This is a genomic window from Streptomyces sp. NPDC052396, assembly GCF_044593195.1.
In the GTDB taxonomy this organism is placed as follows: domain Bacteria; phylum Actinomycetota; class Actinomycetes; order Streptomycetales; family Streptomycetaceae; genus Streptomyces.
Map to the genome: position 1 here is coordinate 232,882 of NZ_JBIUAW010000002.1, position 17,247 is coordinate 250,128.

Annotated in this window: 15 protein-coding genes and 1 pseudogene; 10 read left to right on the plus strand and 6 right to left on the minus strand. The window is 69.8% G+C overall.

The annotated features are described in order from the left end of the window. The first annotated feature begins 16 nt into the window (after positions 1-16). On the plus strand, positions 17-1,381 hold the full coding sequence (locus tag ACIHFE_RS06130) for a hypothetical protein (RefSeq protein ID WP_400104618.1): 1,365 nt from the start codon (positions 17-19) through the stop codon (positions 1,379-1,381). 64 nt (positions 1,382-1,445) lie between these two features. Here the strand turns inward: ACIHFE_RS06130 and mgtA are convergent, their stop codons facing one another. Further along, positions 1,446-4,130, minus strand: a complete 2,685-nt coding sequence (gene mgtA / locus ACIHFE_RS06135; RefSeq protein WP_400104619.1) for a magnesium-translocating P-type ATPase — start codon at positions 4,128-4,130, stop codon at positions 1,446-1,448. Continuing rightward, positions 4,081-4,470, minus strand: a complete 390-nt coding sequence (locus tag ACIHFE_RS06140; protein WP_400104620.1) for an ArsR/SmtB family transcription factor — start codon at positions 4,468-4,470, stop codon at positions 4,081-4,083. The genes mgtA and ACIHFE_RS06140 overlap by 50 nt, the downstream gene beginning before the upstream one ends. Positions 4,471-4,742: 272 nt before the next feature. On the opposite strand from ACIHFE_RS06140, the gene ACIHFE_RS06145 reads away from it, so the two are divergent. Continuing rightward, on the plus strand, positions 4,743-5,252 hold the full coding sequence (locus tag ACIHFE_RS06145; RefSeq protein ID WP_400104621.1) for a helix-turn-helix transcriptional regulator: 510 nt from the start codon (positions 4,743-4,745) through the stop codon (positions 5,250-5,252). A 186-nt stretch (positions 5,253-5,438) separates the two neighbouring features. Here ACIHFE_RS06145 and ACIHFE_RS06150 read toward each other — a convergent pair whose 3' ends face one another. Continuing rightward, on the minus strand, positions 5,439-5,939 hold the full coding sequence (locus ACIHFE_RS06150) for an NUDIX domain-containing protein (RefSeq protein WP_400104622.1): 501 nt from the start codon (positions 5,937-5,939) through the stop codon (positions 5,439-5,441). 69 nt (positions 5,940-6,008) lie between these two features. Next, positions 6,009-7,364 carry a tetratricopeptide repeat protein gene (locus ACIHFE_RS06155; RefSeq protein WP_400104623.1) on the minus strand — a complete coding sequence of 452 codons (1,356 nt, stop codon included), beginning with the start codon at positions 7,362-7,364 and terminating at the stop codon, positions 6,009-6,011. A 226-nt stretch (positions 7,365-7,590) separates the two neighbouring features. Here ACIHFE_RS06155 and ACIHFE_RS06160 point away from each other — a divergent pair, with 226 nt between their 5' ends. The 8 genes and pseudogenes from ACIHFE_RS06160 (at position 7,591) to ACIHFE_RS06195 (ending at position 15,566) form a co-directional block, all read left to right on the plus strand. Beyond that, a complete protein-coding gene (locus ACIHFE_RS06160) occupies positions 7,591-8,340 on the plus strand; it encodes a hypothetical protein (RefSeq protein ID WP_400104624.1) in 750 nt (249 codons plus the stop codon). 77 nt (positions 8,341-8,417) lie between these two features. Then, positions 8,418-9,329, plus strand: coding sequence for an aminoglycoside phosphotransferase family protein (locus ACIHFE_RS06165; protein WP_400104625.1), 912 nt, complete (start codon positions 8,418-8,420; stop codon positions 9,327-9,329). Then, the gene (locus ACIHFE_RS06170) at positions 9,329-10,021 is read left to right on the plus strand and encodes a class I SAM-dependent methyltransferase (protein WP_400104626.1); all 693 of its coding nucleotides are present in this window, start codon (positions 9,329-9,331) and stop codon (positions 10,019-10,021) included. The genes ACIHFE_RS06165 and ACIHFE_RS06170 overlap by 1 nt, the downstream gene beginning before the upstream one ends. A gap of 23 nt (positions 10,022-10,044) precedes the next feature. Further along, positions 10,045-10,623: an HAD domain-containing protein gene (locus ACIHFE_RS06175; protein WP_400104627.1), complete on the plus strand. Its 579-nt coding sequence runs from the start codon at positions 10,045-10,047 to the stop codon at positions 10,621-10,623. A 216-nt stretch (positions 10,624-10,839) separates the two neighbouring features. Then, positions 10,840-11,399: pseudogene (locus tag ACIHFE_RS06180) on the plus strand (hypothetical protein); the annotation flags it as partial. A gap of 566 nt (positions 11,400-11,965) precedes the next feature. After that, positions 11,966-12,445 carry a hypothetical protein gene (locus ACIHFE_RS06185; RefSeq protein ID WP_400104628.1) on the plus strand — a complete coding sequence of 160 codons (480 nt, stop codon included), beginning with the start codon at positions 11,966-11,968 and terminating at the stop codon, positions 12,443-12,445. 237 nt (positions 12,446-12,682) lie between these two features. After that, positions 12,683-14,809, plus strand: coding sequence for a hypothetical protein (locus tag ACIHFE_RS06190; RefSeq protein WP_400104629.1), 2,127 nt, complete (start codon positions 12,683-12,685; stop codon positions 14,807-14,809). Between the two features lie 37 nt (positions 14,810-14,846). Continuing rightward, complete coding sequence (locus ACIHFE_RS06195; RefSeq protein ID WP_400104630.1) at positions 14,847-15,566, plus strand: hypothetical protein; 720 nt, start codon at positions 14,847-14,849, stop codon at positions 15,564-15,566. Between the two features lie 128 nt (positions 15,567-15,694). Here ACIHFE_RS06195 and ACIHFE_RS06200 read toward each other — a convergent pair whose 3' ends face one another. Together ACIHFE_RS06200 and ACIHFE_RS06205 are read right to left on the minus strand one after the other, a co-directional pair. Next, positions 15,695-16,729 carry a protein-L-isoaspartate(D-aspartate) O-methyltransferase gene (locus ACIHFE_RS06200; protein ID WP_400104631.1) on the minus strand — a complete coding sequence of 345 codons (1,035 nt, stop codon included), beginning with the start codon at positions 16,727-16,729 and terminating at the stop codon, positions 15,695-15,697. Between the two features lie 102 nt (positions 16,730-16,831). After that, positions 16,832-17,242 (minus strand): lasso peptide biosynthesis B2 protein, encoded by a 411-nt coding sequence (locus ACIHFE_RS06205; RefSeq protein ID WP_400105017.1) that lies wholly within the window; start codon positions 17,240-17,242, stop codon positions 16,832-16,834. Positions 17,243-17,247: the final 5 nt, after the last annotated feature.

A 17,247-nucleotide genomic window follows, 5' to 3' on the forward strand; every position in this document is an offset into this window, starting at 1 on the left:
TCCGAGGAGAGTTCCCATGTCCGTCACCCCCAGGGCACTGCCCAGGCCGCTGCCGGCCCTGTTCGCGGGGCTGCTCGCCGCGCTGCTGGTGCTGGCGGGGGCGATGCTGTACGCACCCGCGGCGCATGCCGCCGGCGGGGTGAGCGAGGTGGCCGATCACCTCAAGAAGAGCCCGGTCTATGTGGACCCGCGGATGTCCGCACAGCTGTCCTCGGCGGACGCGGACGCGCTGGCGAAGAAGATCAAGGACGCCAATAAGCCGGTGTTTGTGGCGGTGCTGCCCAACACCGCGGAGTTTCCGCCGAATTCGATCCTGGCGAACCTGCGCACCGAGGTCGGCATCTCCGGCGTCTATGCCGTCCGCCTCGGTGACAAGTTCAACGCGGACGCCGACTCCAGGGTGCTCTCCCGTAACGCGGTGGCAAACCTCAAGTCCGATGCCAAGGTCAACAACAGCAGCGCCAACGCCGAGTTGACCGCCTTTGTGGACGGAGCGGTCAAGACCGCCAAGGGCCACGCCCCCGACTCCTGGGGCGGCTCCGGCGATTCGGCCGTCGGGCTGGCCGTGGGCGGCGCCGTGGTGATCGCCGGTGGCGCCGGTGCCTATGCCCTGTTCCGCCGGGCCAAGAAGAAGCGCGAGGAGCGCGAGCGCGCCGAGCTGGCGCAGCTGAGCGTGGTGGTGGACGAGGACATCACCGCCTTCGGCGAGGAGCTGGACCGGCTGGACTTCAACCCCGCCGAGCCCGGCGTCAACGACGAGATGCGCAAGGACTACGAGCGGGCGCTGGACGCCTATGAGGACGCCAAGGCGAAGATGACCGCCGCCCGGCGGCCGCAGGATGTGACGGCCGTCACCCAGGCGCTGGACGAGGGCCGTTTCGCCCTGGCCACGCTGGCCGCCCGCCGCTCCGGCTACCCGCTGCCCGAGCGCCGGGTGCCCTGCTTCTTCGACCCGCGCCATGGGCCGTCCGTCCAGGATGTGCCGTGGGCTCCGCCGGGGGGCGCGGTGCGCACCGTGCCGGCCTGCCAGGCCGACGCCACCCGGCTGGCCTCCGGGCAGGAGCCCGTGTCGCGCACCGTCCAGACCGCCCAGGGCCCGCAGCCGTACTGGAACGCCGGTCCCGCCTACGGCCCTTGGGCCGGCGGGTACTTCGGCGGCGGCCTGCTGCCGGGTCTGCTGGTGGGCACCGTGCTCGGCAGCATGATGAGCACCCCGGCCTACGCGGCCGACCACTTCGGCGGTGACGGCGGCTTCGGCGGCACGGACGGCGGCGACTTCAGCGGCGCCGACTTCAACCCCTCGGACTTCTCCGGTGGCGGCTGGGACGACGGCGGCGGTTTCGGCGGCGGCGACAGCGGCTTCGGCGGCGGCGACTGGTAGCCGGGCCCGACGGCCGAGCAGGGGTCCAACCGGATGTCCGGTTGGGCCCCTTCGTCATTCCCGCTCAGAGCCAGCGCCGCCGCGCCACCCACAGGCCCGCGCCATAGAGCACCAGCACCACCGCCAGCAGGCCGTAGTACAGCGGGGGCAGCACCGACATGGACAGCACCGGACCCAGCGGCGACACCGGCAACAACAGCCCCAACACCGCCAGTCCGGCCACCGCGGCCCGCAGCGGGCCCGGCGCGCCCGAGCCCTCCGCCACCGCCCGCCCCGAGCGCAGCAGCAGCATCACCATCGCCTGGGTCAGCAGGTTCTCGGTGAACCACCCCGAGTGGAAGGCGGTCTGCCCGCCCTGCTCGCCCAATGACCGTACGGCCAGGGCCAGTACGCCAAAGGTGGCCAGGTCGGCCGCCGCGTTCAGCAGGCCGAAGCCGGTGACGAAGCGCAGCAGCGAGCGCGGCCGCAGCACCACCGGGCGGGAGTGTGCCGCCGGGCCCGGGCGGTCGAAGGCCAGCGCCAGCTGGGCGGCGTCGAAGCAGAGGTTCTGCACCAGCACCTGGGCCGGGAGCATGGGCAGGAAGGGCACCAGCAGCCCGGCCGCCAGCATGGCGATGACATTGCCGAAGTTGGACGACAGGGTGATCCGCAGGTAGGCGGCGATGCTGCCGGTGCTGCGCCGTCCGGCGTCAATGGCCCGGGCCAGCGCGGTGAGGTCCTTGGATGCCAGCACCACATCGGCGGCCTCGCGCACCACATCCACCCCATCGCGTGGACAGATGCCCACATCCGAACCGGCCAGCGCGGCAAGATCGTTGACGCCATCGCCCAGGAAGCCGGCCGGCCGGCCGCCGGCCCGCAGCGCGGTGACGATCCGCGCCTTGTGCTCGGGGGCGCAGCGGGCGAAGACGGTGGTACGGGCGGCCAGGCGGGCCAACTCCGCCTCGTCCAGGGCGTCGATCCGTTCCGCGTTGACCACCTCGCCCGGGTCCAGGCCCAGTTCCCGGCAGACCCGGGCGGCCGTGCCCGGGTGGTCGCCGGTGAGCACCTTGACCTCGATGCCCCGGGCGGCGAGCGCCTCCAGGGCCTGGGCGGCGGTGGGGGTCACCGCGTCGCGCAGCGCCACCAGGCCCAGGAAGTCCAGGCCGTGTTCATCGGCCGGGCCGTAGGGGCGGGTACGGGCGGGCCGTTCCACGCGGGCCACGGCCAGCACCCGCAGCCCCTGGGCGGCCAGTTCCCCGGCCCGCGCCAGCTGCCGCTCGCGCTCCGGCCCGCTCAGGGCGCAGCGCTCCAGTACGTCCTCGGGGGCGCCCTTGACCACCAGCAGATGCCCGGTGAACGGGGAGGCCGGGGCGCGCTGGACGACGGCGGTGGCCAGCCGGCGGCCCGGCCCGCAGGGCAGCGCCGCGACCCCCTCGTACTCCTCCTCGGCCACCATCGCCAGGCCGTCGGCGGCGGCCAGGACCGCCTCGTCCAGGGCGTCGGGCATGGGCGGTTCGGCCAGGTGCAGCGTCCACAGGGCATTGACGGCGGCCCAGCGCAGCACCTCGGGGTCGTCCTGGCCGTCCACGCCGAGGGCGCGGTGGAAGACCGGCCGGTCCTGGGTGAGGGTGCCGGTCTTGTCCACGCACAGCACCTGGACGGCGCCCAGGTCATGCAGGGCGGGCAGCCGCCGCACTATGACCTGGCCGTCCCGGGCCAGCAGGGCGGCGCCCCGGGCCAGCACGGCGGTCACCACCACCGGCAGCATCTCGGGGGTGATCCCCACGGCCACGGCCACCGCGAACGGCAGGGTCTCCAGCCCCCGCCCGCTGAGCAGGGCGTCGACGATCAGCACCAGGGGAGCGGTGAGCAGCATAAAGCGGATCAGGGTCCAGGCGATGCCGTTGACCGACCGGTCGAAGGGGCTGGGGATGCGCCGCCGCTCCGGCCACGGGCGTCCCCGGAGCCCCCGGAGCCCCCAGAGTCCTTGGCATCCTTGGCGTCCTTCACCGAAGGCGCCGGACAGCGCGGTGTCCGCACCCGTAGCGATCACCACTCCGGTGCCGCTGCCGGCGGCCACACTGCTGCCCTGGAAACAGAGACCGGGCCGGGCGAAGCCGGTGCCTTCCGGCCCGTCCTCGGTCGGCCGCTTGGTGACCGGGGCGGACTCACCGGTGAGGGCGGCCTGGTGGACGGTCAGTCCGGTGGCCCGCAGCAGCCGCAGGTCGGCGGGGACCAGGTCGCCCGGGCCGAGCAGCACCACATCGCCGGGAACCAGCTGGTCGACGGGGACCTCCCGGGTGACCGGCGGGGAGGTGCCGCCGACCCGGCGGCGTACGGTCGCGGTGCCCGCCACCAGCCGGCGCAGTGCGGCGGTGGCCCGCTCGGCACGGTGCTCGCCGGTGGCGCGCAGCACACAGCTGACCGTGACCAGGGTGGCGATCACACAGACGGTGCCCCAGGAGGCCAGTACCGCGGAGACCAGGCCCAGGCCGATGAGCACGGCGGTGAAGGGGTCGCGCAGACCACGGGCGAAGCGGCGCGGCCAGGAGTCGGTGCGCCGGCCGGGCGGAACGTTCTCGCCGTACCGGGCCAGCCGGGTCTCGGCCTGGGCCTCGGTCAGTCCGCGCGGCCCGCTGTCCAGGGCGCGCAGCACCTGCAGCGTGGTGCGGTGGTCGGTGGTGTTCGGTTTCCTCGGCTCGGCGGCCGGGCCGGCCTCAGGCGCCCAGACCACGGAGGCGTCCGGCGCCGGCCCTCGGCTCGGCATCCGCCTGACGGTCGGAGAGCTGGCCGACCATCCGGCGCACGATGGTCACCACATCGGGATCGTCCACCAGGTACACCACTCGGCGCCCTTCGCGCCGGGAGCGCACCAGTCCGGCCAGCTTGAGCTTGGCCAGGTGCTGGCTGATGGCGGGCAGCGCGCCGCCGACCCGTTCGGCCAGCCCGCTGACATCGCTCTCGCCCTGGGCCAGGGCCCAGACCAGGTGCAGCCGGGCGGGCGAGGCGAGCAGGCCGAACGCGGCGGCGGCCTCGGCCAGGACCTCCGCCGAGGGGTCGTCGAAGCCTCCTTCGAGCGCCTCGAATCTGCCGACGCCTGCCGCCACTGTTGCTCTCCGTCCCTTGGGGGTACTTCTCATCCCGGGCGGGACCAGTTTAGGCAACCTCGTCCGAACAACTGTGGGAACAGATGAGCGAGTGTTCCTTCTTGCTGTTTTCGGCCGTTACGGGGGGCGTCCGGTTCGCGGCGAGAGCGGTGAGCAGTGCCGCCGATGCCGGCCGCCCGCCCAGCCGGAGCGCCCCGGGTTCCGACAGCGCGTCCGGCGCGGTCGCCGAACCGAGGACGCCACCGGCATCCCGCCATGGCCGGCCCCACCCGGTGCCGACGGCACCCCCACCGCCGGGCGGCCATCTGACGGCGGACGGCAGCGCGGTCGGCGCCGCCGCGACCCCTTACACCGGTGCGGTCCGTACGGCGTCCCAGAAGATCGCGGCCTCGATGACCGGCCCCGCCTCGACGGCCGCCCAGGAACTCGCCGCCCGGATCGTCGCACTGCCGACGCGGACCGCGGAGTCGGTCCGGACCGCAGTGGAGCAGGCGCTCACCGACGGCATGGTGCTGTGGCTGTCCTACGCCGACGCGGCCGGGCAGGAGACGGACCGCGTAGTAGAACCGGCCGGACTGCTCACCGCCGACGGCAAGTGGTACCTCATCGCCTGGTGCCGTACGCGGCAGGCCGGCCGGGGCTTCCGGCTGGACCGCATCACGGCGGCGACTCCGACCGGTGAGCAGGCGCCGTCCCACGACCTGTCCGCCCTGCTGCTCGGCTCGGCCGCCGCCGGTGCGGTGCAGCCCACCGCGCTGGCTTCGCTCATATCCCCGCCATGACAACCGGATCTACTCGTCCAGTGACGGGGAGGGTCGGTGACCTGCCGCGATGGTGGCTGCAGGTCGCTGACCCGGCCTTTTGCCGATTGCCGGCGATGGGGTGCGACGGTCTTGATCGGGTGTCTTGCGGACTGTGTGCGGACTGCGGGGACCAGCAAGGTCGCTGCGCCGTGCTCTCGCAATCACCTACCTCCAGCCGTCCAGAGACACCTGGGGCCCGCCGCTGAGGTAGCGGCGGAGGGCACTGGCGGTGGTCTCCACGAATCGCTCGGGGACGGCGTCGGCGTCGACCCAGCGGACCTGGGCGTGCTTGCGCGGTTCGCGGTTCTCGGGCTCGCCGGACCACTCGTGGGCGACGAACACGACCGTGAGGAAGCCGTTGGGGGCCTCCACGCCCCAGGCGCCATGGATGACGTGGGCGACCTTGAGCGCGTCCGGTTTCACGACTATGCCGGTCTCCTCGTACAGCTCCCGGACGGCCGTCTCGGTGATCGGCTCGCCTGGCTCGCTCTTGCCGACGGGGAGGTCCCACTTGCCCCTGGCGAACTTGGCCTGGTCGCTGCGCTGGAGGAGGACCACGCGGTTGGTGGCCTTGTCGTGGACGATGACGGCGGCGACCAGCAGGGTCATGGATTCCAGGGCGGGCTTGAGCGCCTTGGGCTGCTCATCGGTTGTCGGCTGAGCCACGGTGATCCCTTCGTCGGCCGGGATTGGTTCCCCTGCTCGAGCGGAGCCGAGAGCTTGGGGAAGGGCATGTTAGGCGAGTACCTCTCGGGCGCGGCGGGCGAGTTCGGCGGCGCCGGGTACTTTGCGCCGCCGGTAGACCGCCAGAGTTGATCGGAGCGAGGTGACCGCCTTGCGGGTGCGGTCCGAGGTCATGCCCTCCATCAGTGTGAGGGCCTGGCTCCAGGCGGCGACCGCCTCGTCCGCGCGGGCCTGGGCGGCGAGGCTGTCGCCGAGATCGGCGTAGGTGAGGGCGTGGACGCGCTTGTACTTTTCGGGGTCCCAGCGGACGAGTGCGTCTCGGTGCTGTTGCTCGGTGCCGACGTGATCGGCGAGGTCGGTGAGCGTGCGGGCCGTGTGGCTGGCGACGGTGCCGGCGGCGGGTCCGCTGACGAGGGAGAAGCTGGACTGTGGGCCGTCGTCGCGGAGTAGGGCGTTTTCGGCGGTGAGCAGGGCGCGGGCTGCTGCGGGCTTCTCGTCGAGTGCGGCGAAGGCGCGGGCGTGGGTGATGTGGAGCAGTGCCTCCGTCTGGCCGTCCACGTGGCCGAGGCCGCGGTTGAGGGCGCCTTCGACGAGGTCGACGCAGTGGTGGGGCTGCTTGAGGCTGAGGGCTTGGTGGGCGAGGGCGCGCATCATCCAGGCGGCGTGGCCGTGCGGGTCGGCTTCGCAGGCGAGTTGGTAGCCGACTTGGTAGTAGCGCTGGGCGGCGCCTTCTTGGCCGAGGTCGTGGTGTTTCCAGCCCGCGAGGTAGGCCAGCTCGGCGACGGCGCCAAAGGCAGCCCGACGCAAGGTTTCTGAGCCGAAGCGGGCGCGCAGCATGGGAGCGGCGGTGTCGGCGAGGTAGGCGGTGACGGTGGTCAACCCGTGGCCGCCGCCCAGGCGTTCGTCGGCCGCGCTGAACGCGGAGGTGATCTGGCGGACCACGTCGACGTCCTCGGCTCCCACCAAGGCTCGGCCCGTGCGGGCGCGGAGCATCCGGGATGCGGCTTCCTGATCGTAGGCCAGGGGCATGGCCACGCCTGCGGTGGTGAAGGTGGCGACGGCGAGGAAGCGGCGCCGTTCCATGTCAGCGCGGCCCAGGTCGGTGGCCATGACGACGGGATCAGGGTCGTCAGGGACAGCGACCTCCGGGTCGCGCAGGCCGATCTCGACGAGGGTGATGGTCCGGCCGGCCCGGCGGGAGAAGGCCTCCGCCAGGTAGTGGCCGGTCTGACCGGTCGGTTGCCGCGTGCCGTTGACCCAGTGGGAGATCGCCGACTTGTTGGTGTGGATGATCTCGCCGTTCTCCGCAGCGATCCGGCGCACGTCCTTGGCCAGCGCTTCGTACGTGCAGCCGATCGCGTCGATGACCTCGCGTAAACGGACATTGGGTCTGTTGCGTGCCGCCATGACCCCCTCCGTCCTGGGGCTGTAAACCGCGTATACCGCTTGGCCTCGCCCACACCGTACCCACTGTGCGTGACGGCCGGTTCACTTAATCGCAGCCGCCCGGAACTGCCCGACCGCAATCCTGGCCCTCCCCCACGGCTCCGGGCGGCTCCCCGAAGTTCCGTACACCCGCTCCGGGTTCGGGCATTCCTGTGCCCGAACCCGGCCGATCAGAGACGGAGACACGGTGACCACCATCGACACCACGGCCATCACGGTCGAGCTGCCGCAGGCGTTCGACAAGCGCTGGAGCCGTCTGCCGGGCATCCAGGTCGACGGCCGGCGCATCACGATCGACCCGGCCGAGCACTTCTTCCGTTTCGAGTCGAGCACTTGGCTCGTCGCCGACTGGGAGCTGGTCAGGGCCCAACTCCTGGGCGTGGAGGAGACGACCGAGAGCGCGGTCGAGCAGCTCGCGCTGGACTTCATCAAGGCTCACGGTGAGTCCACCTCGGACGCCGCTCGCGTGCTGTCCACCGCGTACGAGGTGTACGCCTACCTGTTCCGCGACAAGCACCTCGACGGGCTCGGCCTGCCGCAAGTTGCCGCCGAGCACCTGCGGATGCTGCGCGAGGCGGCCACGCTGATGGCGCTCAACAAGGTGGAGCTGGACGGGCATATCTCCAACGTCGGCCCGTGCTGGTTCTTCCCTGCTGCCACCTCAGTCGTGTTCGACTTGGACGACGATATGGGCGGGATGCTGGACGAGGTCTACCACGGCGGCTGGTTCAACGAGCACCGCCGCATCGAGTCCATCAAGGCCCATGCCGCCCTCGGCGGGCGGCTGGTGCACGGCTGCCAGTCCGTGCCGGACCAGTCCGGCGGCGTCGTCGCACCCTACGGTGCCTCGATGGCGAACTTCCGCGACGACCTGGCCGCCTTCAAGACCGGCTGGATCGAGCAGGTCTACGCCCACCGCGTGACCCCCGCCGCGTAACGCCCAGCAGCAAGGCTCCGGGGCGGGCCGGCTCGCTCGCCCGCCCCGGATGCCGCCACGACCGCAATGGAGTTCTCGTGAACGACAACCTCACCACCGATCTCCTCGCCAACCTGTGCATCGTCGCGAACCAGCCCACGGCCAAACGTGAGGAGGTGAGGGTGTGGTCCATGTCCGGCGTCGAACGCGTGACCTTCCCCGACGGCAGCACGCGGATCTTCAAGTACGCCCAGAGTCCCTTCGACAGCGAGGACCAGGCCCTGCGACTGGCGAACACGCTCGGTATCCCCGCTCCAAAGGTCTACGACTCGGTCCACATCGAGGGCTTGCTCGGTATGTTCCTGGAAGACCTCGGCAACCCCGTCCGGGAAGCGGATGACCTCGACGGTGCCGCCGCAGCAGTGGTTCTCCACCGCACTCGCACCGCTGGCGCGCTACCCGTACTGCACGAGGAAGGGTTGCGTGCCCTGCCCAGCCGTGCCCTGGACCACCTCGACCAGCTCCGCAAGGCCGACCGCTGGCAGGACACGGGCGACATCGAGCGAGCCCTCGACCAGATTGCCCTGGCCGCAGACACCCGCGCACAGGGCGCCACCCTGGCCCCGTTCGGCTGGGTGCACTCCGAGTTCCACCCCACCAGCCTCCATATCGGCCAGCGCGGCTGGCGCCTGCTGGACTTCGCCCGCGCCTTCACGGGACCGGGCCTGCTCGACCTCGCCAGCTGGCACGGCACCCTCGACGACCCCGACCCCGTACGCCTCCGCGTCTTCCTGGAGTCCTACGTCACCGAGGGCGGCACCCCTGACGCCCTCGCCGAGCGCGGCGGCCTGGCCGCCGAGAAGTGGGCTCTGGGCTGGCACCGCATGTGGGCCGTCGAGTGGTTCATGGAGCAGTCCATCCGCTGGATCAACGACCCCGCCACCGACCCCACTTACATCAAGGTCGTCCGTCGGCATCTCACCGACGTCCTCCAGCTCCTGGAGGTGTAGTGCTCACCCAAGCCTCTCCCTGGTACGCCCACGCCCTCCAACGCACGGTCGCCGGACCGGCCGAGCCACTCGCCCCGCCCGCCCGCATGGAGTGGACCACACGGCCGGGCATCGGCCCCGGTGCCGAGATCCTCGGTCCTGACCTGCGCCGCAAGCGGGTCGTGGAACTCGGCTGCGGCCCCGGACACAACGCCGCCTGCCTCGCCACCCGGTGCGCGGCCAACGTCACCGGCGTCGACCTGGTCGGCCTCCAAGTGCGCCGAGCCCGCTCGCACTACGGACGGCTGAACAACCTCACCTTCGTCGCCGGCCATGCCTTGCACTTCCTGCATGCGACCAACGAGCAGTTCGACGCGATCTGCTCCGCCTTCGGCGCGGTCGGCCTCGTTGCGCCCGAACTGCTGCTCCCGGCCATCACTCACCGTCTCAAGCCCGGTGGCATCCTTGCCTTCTCCGTTCCCCACCCCCAGCGCGGCGGGCGGACCCCCTCCGCTGACGACCGCCCTCGCCGTGACTACGTCACGCTGCCCGACCGCACCCGCCTGCCCGTCGCACGCTGGGACTTCGACGCCGGCCGCTGGGAGAAACACCTCGACCGCGCGGGCCTGTGGCTGGCCTCGGCTCAGGAGTTCCACGACCTCCGACAGGGCCGCTGGCCCACCACCTTGCTGATCACCGCGCGCAAGCTCTGACCCCCGGAACCCGTGGAGGACCGATGCGCCCGACCTACCTGCTCCTCGACATCGACGGCGTTCTCATCCCCTTCCCCGACGCGGACGGCTCGACCCCGGCCACCCACGCCCGGCACGACGTCGTCCCCACCGGCCGCAGCGCCGACGACCCGGTGACCGTCTGGCTGAACCCGGCACACGGCCCCCTGCTCATGGACGTGATCCGTACCGGCCTGGTCGCACCGGTCTGGTGCACCAGCTGGCGCCAGGACGCCACCACACTGATCGGCCCGCTCCTCGGCCTCCCGCCCTTCCCGTACATCGACCTGCCGCGCCCCCAGATCACCACCAGCCACCCCAACGGCTACCTGTGGAAGCGCGACCACGTCGACGCCTGGATGGGCGACGCCCCCGCCGTGTGGATCGACGACGACTTCACCGGCCTCGACCACATCTGGGCCGCAGAGCGCACCGCCCGTGGCGCGACGACCCTGCTGATCCAACCTGACCCCCGCTCCGGGCTCCAGGTTGAACACCTGGCCGAAGTCCGAGCGTGGGCCGGGCGGTTGCTCGCTGTGCGGACTGCTGCACTCGCTGCTCCGAGCGAAACCGAAGCGGTCTGACGCGCACCGGAAACGGGAGAGTCGCTGCCCTCGCCGTGAGGCGTGGCGAGGGCAGCGACCGGGATCAGCGGTGTCGACCGCGTTCTCCGGGCCTCATGGCCACTGATGTGGCCAGACGGTGTGGCGCGGCGATATGGACGATGCGCCGCTGGCGGTGCTCCGATTGCGCGCAGCCTGAGCTCGCTGGGCGCTGACCGTGGCCAGGAGGCGCCGGGGATGCCGCCGTGCAGCCGCGCGGCCACCGTCACGCTCGCCGGATCGGGCTTGTGCATAGGCGAGTTGCCCGGCCTCAAGGTGTCGGACGTCGATTTCAGGGCCGGCACCATCCGCGTCGAGCGGCAGCGCCTCCAGTCCGGGAAGATTGGCCGTCCAGGACCGCCAAGTCCCGGCGGACGGGTTTCGGTTGGAGCGGTCGTCACGGATGTCCTCCTGGCGCACCTGGCCGCACGGCCGTCCATGGGAGGCTGTTCACGATGGAGGAGGGCGCGCTCCTCAACTACCGCCGCTGGAAGGCGGAGTGGAACTGCGCCCGCAGGACGCTCCAAGCAGCGGCCCAGCTCGTCCTCGGCCACGCGTCCGCAGTCATCACGCTGCGGATCTACGTCCACCTGTGGCCGGGCGAAGAAGACCGCACCCGGTCCGCCATGGACGCCGTGCTCGGCGGACTGCGGACCGGGTGCGGATGGTTGCTGCTGCCGGGAGGCGTCAGGCCTTCTTGGTCTCCTAGTAACGGGGTGGGTCGGCGACCTGTGGTGATAGCTGCTGCAGGTCGCTGACCTGGCCTTTCCTCGATTGCTGGCGATGAGGTGCGACGGTCGTCATCGGGTGTCTTGCGGACTGTGTGCGGACTGCGGTCGTCCTAGGGGTGGCGGTAGCGGATGTGTCCGAGTCAGGGTTCAGGAGGGGCTTGAGCCCCGATGGGCACGGTGGGAGCGCGCTCGCTGTGGTCCGCGAAGCCTGTTCTGCCCCGCTCTAGCTGACTGAGCACGCCGACTCCATCGACCTGCACTTCTGTCCATGTGCGGCTGAGTTCGGCACCGTCAGGCCCAACTTGTCGCTGAAACTCACGGGAGCTTCCACAGCCGTCGGCGCAAACCGCACATCGCCTGAGGCCGCTTTGGTGGCCTATATGTCTGCTGCATCCCGAAATATGTCAATTTTGGGTTTCAGTCCAATAGCTGACGAGGTGTGATTTTAGGTCAAATTCAGCAAGCGAGTAGAGGACAGTGTGGTGCTGCGGTGAGAATCCCTCTGAATGGCCTGGCCGCATCCGCACCCTGGGGGAGCCGTGACGGATTTCTCTGCCTTGTCTGCTGTAATCGGCGCTGGACTGACCCCTACCATGACGTTCCTCTACCAGCGTCTTGAACGGCTCCTGGACCGCGGTGGCGTTCCGGAGCCTGATCCGGAGATTCCAGCCGAATTGATGGGTGCTCTCACCCTCCCGCTCCAGGCCGATGCTGGTCAACTCGCGGCACGCCGACAGGAACTGGAGCGACTGCGCGGCGAGTTAAGTGTGTACCACCGTGGCAGCGCGCCTATTGGTCTGACCGATACCCCGCTACTGAATGCGCTGGGACGGCTGCGCGGGATTTTGGAGGAAATCTACGGCCAACGTTTGACCTTCGTTGGCGAAGAACGCCAGGAATCAGGGCCCTTCGTGCATCAGCGCACTGAACGTGTCGCAGGTCAGCAGACCGGCATGGACGCCGATGAGGTCACCGGAGCGGCCAGCGTACTTCAGGAAATCGGCACTGTGGAGCAGGGCGGTATCAACATCGGCATGCGTGCGCGCCGGATCGGCAGCTCTCCGCCCTCATAAACGCCCCGTACCTCGTAATGCCAGCCCGTCAGCCGACTGCGAGATGTAGGAATGACCACCGAGAGCGACGCCCCAACCCCGCCCCAGCCTGGCACGCCGCCGAGCCCTCCCGCTCCGCCCAGCGCCGACGACACCTTGAACGGCACTCCATCTCCTGGCCTTGAAAGACCTTCTCCGGAGAGCGGCCCAAGGGACTCCGAGGCGGGCAAGCAGCCTTTCACGGGCCACTCTGAGTCGTTGTCTACCCAGGACGCTCCCTCTCCCGAACTTCGTGACAGTCGGTCGGGCCGCGAGGAGCTGCACGAGCTATCGCGGGGTGAGGAGAAGCGAGCGAACCAGGACGCAGAGGAGGGTCCGGTCGCCGACTACGACCCTCATATCTCGGTCGAGCAGCGATTCGGACGTAACGACGGTGTTGCCATTGGAATCCAGATCGCTCAGGAGATCCACCGGCTACGCGGTGACCTGCTTAACCCGGACTGGATCACCCAGCGTCTGGCAACATACGAACGATCCGTGGAGGAGCGGGCTGCACTGACCGGCATTCTCTCTCGGGAGAATGTGCTCGTACTGCATGGTCCGGAGGGTGCCGGCCGCTACACCGCTGCCCTGGACGCCCTTCATCAGAAGGTGGGCACGCATATTCGGCAGGTGCGACGCGAGCCCGGTGAACCCTTCAACGGCGCCGAGGGGCTGCAAGGTAAGGACACAGGCTGGATCTTGGACCTTCGCGATGAAGGTGACAGACGTCACTCCGGGATCGGCCCTGCTCTGGCTGAGGATGCCTCACATCTTCAGCGGTCTGGCTCCTACCTGGCCGTTCTCATCAGCACCGAAGCCTGGGAGCGAGCCGCCAAGGGAACCACCGACCTCGACTACGAACTCCCGTTTCCCGACTCTAAGCGGGTGCTGCGTGCCCACCTGGAGAAGGTCACGCCGCCGGTGGAAGCGGCCCGTTGGCTCAACGCCAAAAAGATCACCGATGGCATTGACGACCTGGTCCCGGCTGCAGTGGTCGAGTGGGCTCACATCATCCGGGAGGCCGAACGCCTTGAAGAGGAGACGGGACAGTCCTTCGAGGAGCTGGTCAACCATGTGGTCGAGGCGGCCGAAGATTGGCGCACTCGGCTGCTGGAGTGGCACAATAACCACTGCGACAGCGCCCACCGCAACTACCTTCTCGCTGCGTCTGTCTTGGACGGCGCCACGGCGGAGACCGTATACGCAGCCGCCGATGTCCTCGCCCGCGCTCTGGGCGAGACTCCTGCGCCTCACACCGGCCAGCAGGGCCTGGGCGTTATCGCCCTGACCGATGCCATCGAAGCAGACCTGACGGAAGAGGACACCATCGCCTTTCGGCGCCCTCGCTTTGCTGCGGCTGTCGTCGATTACTTCTGGGCCGACCGTCCCCATCTCATCAAGGACTTCACCCGCTGGACCGCCGCACAGACCAACAACAAGGACCTGCCCGATGAGATCACTGACCAGCTAGCTGACCGGGTGATTGGCTGGGCGCTGGACTACATGGACCGTAAGCGCACCACAAAGCTGCTGCGTGAGATCGCCGAGCAGTGGGCTGAGTCCCTTCCCGAGCAGGCTTCTGACCTCCTTACCGCAGCCGTCCTGGACCCCGGGACCAGCCGTCGTGCCTGTGCGGCCTACCTAACCTGGGCCCGCCGCAGCGATGAGGAAGTCCCGCCTCGCCTCAAGGTGGCGCTGGCCCAGGCGTGCGAGCGTCTCGCAGCTGCCTACCCGACCATGATGCTGTTGAGGTTGACCGAACTCGCTGCCCACACCGAGAGTGAGGAGGTCCTCGGCACGGTGGGACAAGCGTTGACTGTGCTGTGGGACTTGCCCAAACAGCGGCAGGCCATCCAGGACAGGCTCAAGGAGTGGGCTGCCGGCACGCAGGAAGGCCGTCGTACCGCCGCCCATCACGCCTTCGTCCACCTGGCAGCGCGTACTGCTGAAGGTGGCCGCCCCGTCCTGCTGACCGCGGCACATGAGGATGCCCACTGGGCCTGGCACGCTGCCCGGTGGCGAGGCCTGCTCGACAACAGCGTGCCCTTCCAAAAGCCTCTTGGGAAGGCTCTCAACGTTTGGATGGACGCGGCAGTCGCCCACTCTGACTTGCGTGAGCAGATCTTGACCATCTTTCAGCATGCCGTGTACCAACCGCAGACCGATCCCGTCTACGTGGCTGAGCGTTTTCTCGCCCTCAACCGTCTGCTCTACTCCTGGGCGCCTGTACAGTCTTCGCAGCCGCCTACCGACCAGGGGTACCTGCGGGACCAGTTGATCCTTGCTCTGCACCGCGCTGACCCGGCCGCCCCCATGTCCGAGCCGCATGCCCCAGTGGGCTAGCAGGCTGTGGCATCGGCGGCGCCACGGCATACTGGAGTTGAGCTGCACCCTGCCCAGCCGGACGCCCGGCTATCACTTCGAGGCGTATCTCACTGGTGCCTGGCAGGACCTGCCTGGACGTCACCAGCACCAGAATCCGCATGATGCGGCCGCCTCCCACGCGCTGACCGTGGCCCAAGGCATCACCGGGGAACTGCAACTCAGCCGGGAGGCGGCTGCCCAGGCTGCCATCAATAGCCGCTTGGGGCAGCCTGTCGAAGTGCCGGGTGCGCCTGTCCGACTGCTATGGGCCCGCATCCAGCTGACTGCCGACCCTCAACAAGCCGCTCACGTTAACCGTCTCCTACGCGAACAACACAATGCTGAACGGCGTGCTCGCGACGACCAACATCGTCTCCAACGAGCTCAAGACCTACGCGAGGCTCTACTGAGCGATCCATCTCTGGCTTTCGCCTACTGGTTCCTCGACCACCCCGAGGCCATCGATACCGAGACCGTGCAACGGGTCGAAAAGCTTGTCGCCTCTGCGGCTTCCTACGCTCCACGTAACACATGGGTTCAAGTGGCCGCCCTGCTCCAGGACTTCGTGCGTAACCTGCCTGACGATGCTCGTCGGCACCTGGTTACCGGCCTGGCCCATATATTTGACCGCTACGGCCAGCCCGAGCGCGCTCGAAGCCTGCGAGCCCTGAGTGATGAGATGGCGCCCCCACCGCCCCCTTCGTCGGACCCCATATTGGCAGATTCGCACGAATAGGGCGCTGGAGCCCCTGGCGCTGCGCTGCGCCGGGGGCAGAGGAGAACAGCGATCCGCGGTAGTGGCTGTGTCGGGCTTGCGGTGGTGGACAATGCGGGTCGCCGAAGGTGTTCTGGGCTGGCCGGCTGCTATCGGCTGAGGCGGAGGTCCCAGCCGGGGACGTCGGTGTCCATGTCGGGCACGAGGGTGGGGGTGTAGGCGTCGAGGCCAGGGCGTCCGGCGTCGTCCCAGGCGGCGAGCCAGCCTCGCAGGACAGTCAGGGAGCCGGAGCCGGCGGAGTCGGCGAGGATTGTGCCGTCCTCCTGGACCACGGCGACCGAGTGGCGGGTGGAGTGCCCGAGGCCGGGGACGTCTTCGGCGAGCTCGGTCATCGTCAGCCGTGTCCCGGTGGCGGCCAGCCACAGCCGCAGGCTGGACCAGTCGATGGTCTCGCCCTGGTACTGCTCGGTGTGGCCGGGGTCGAGGAGTCGGTCGAGGATGGCGTGGGCGGCGGAGTTCTTCCAGTCGTCCTGGTCGCGCCAGGCGACCGAGATCCACGAGGTGGCCGGGACGCGGTTCTCCCAGTCCACCCACCGGGGCGGGACGGCGAAGGTGCTGCGGGGTGAGCCGACGGTCTCGATATAGGCGCCGGGGAAGACCTGCTCGACGTACGGGCGGCCGTCGGTGATGCGGATCGTGGCGCCGACTACGAGGTTCGGCACGGGGGCGATCGGCAGGGTGGCGACGATCAGGCCGCCGTCGTTGACCTGTTCCACCCACGTCTTCGGTAGCCGGGGCGGGGTGCACCAGGCCCCGAGCCGGTGGAACGGCGCCTTCTCGGGGAACCCGTCGGTGCCGTTGACCGCGTGGCAGCGGATGTTGCCGATCCCGCGGGCGTCGTGGATGTGGTTCGCCCAGCGGGTCAGGAACGGGTCGATGTCCAGGGACACGACGTGCCCGGTCCGGCCGACCAGTTCGGCGAGCAGGCCGCCGGTCAGCCCGGAGCCGGTGCCGATCTCCAGGACGCGCATGCCCGCTTCAACGTCGAGGAAGGACAAGTCCCGGCGGACGAAGGTCGGGTTGGTGCGGTGGATGGTCGCGCCCCTCGCCTCGTTGTGGGTGTAGTGCCGCTCGGGGACTTTTGCGGCAGCCTGGGCGACGGCGGGGGCGACGGTGGTGGTCATGGGAGTTGGCTCCTTGAGAGTGGGGACAGGACGCGTTCCTCAACGGGCGCTTGCGTTTGGGGGACACGTGAATCGCCACGTTGACGTGGAGAGTTGACGGGTTTAGATCGTCAAGGCCACGTGGTGCCATCCGGCCTCGGTGTACTCACCGACCGGGCCGTCGTCGGGGAGGGAGGCCCAGGCGTGGTACTCGGTGGGCGGCGGGGAGAACCGCACTCCCAGGCACCAGTCGAGGCGGCGGCCGAGGAGGGCTGCGGCGAGCATGGCGCCGAGGCTGGTCTCCATGCAGGCGGCTCGGACGGGCCACAGGCGACCGGTGTGCCGCACGGCGGCGACCAGGTCCTCGGCCCGTTCCCGGCCGAGAGGGCGTCGGCCGGCGCGTCGGGCCCACCGGGCGGCCCGGACGGTGTGCCGGAACGGCAGAGCCAACAGGACCAGGGCCAGGGCGAGCCCGATGGCGGCGGCGAGGCGGTCACGGAACCGGCCGGTGCGGGAGGTGGAGAACGACTCCATGGTGG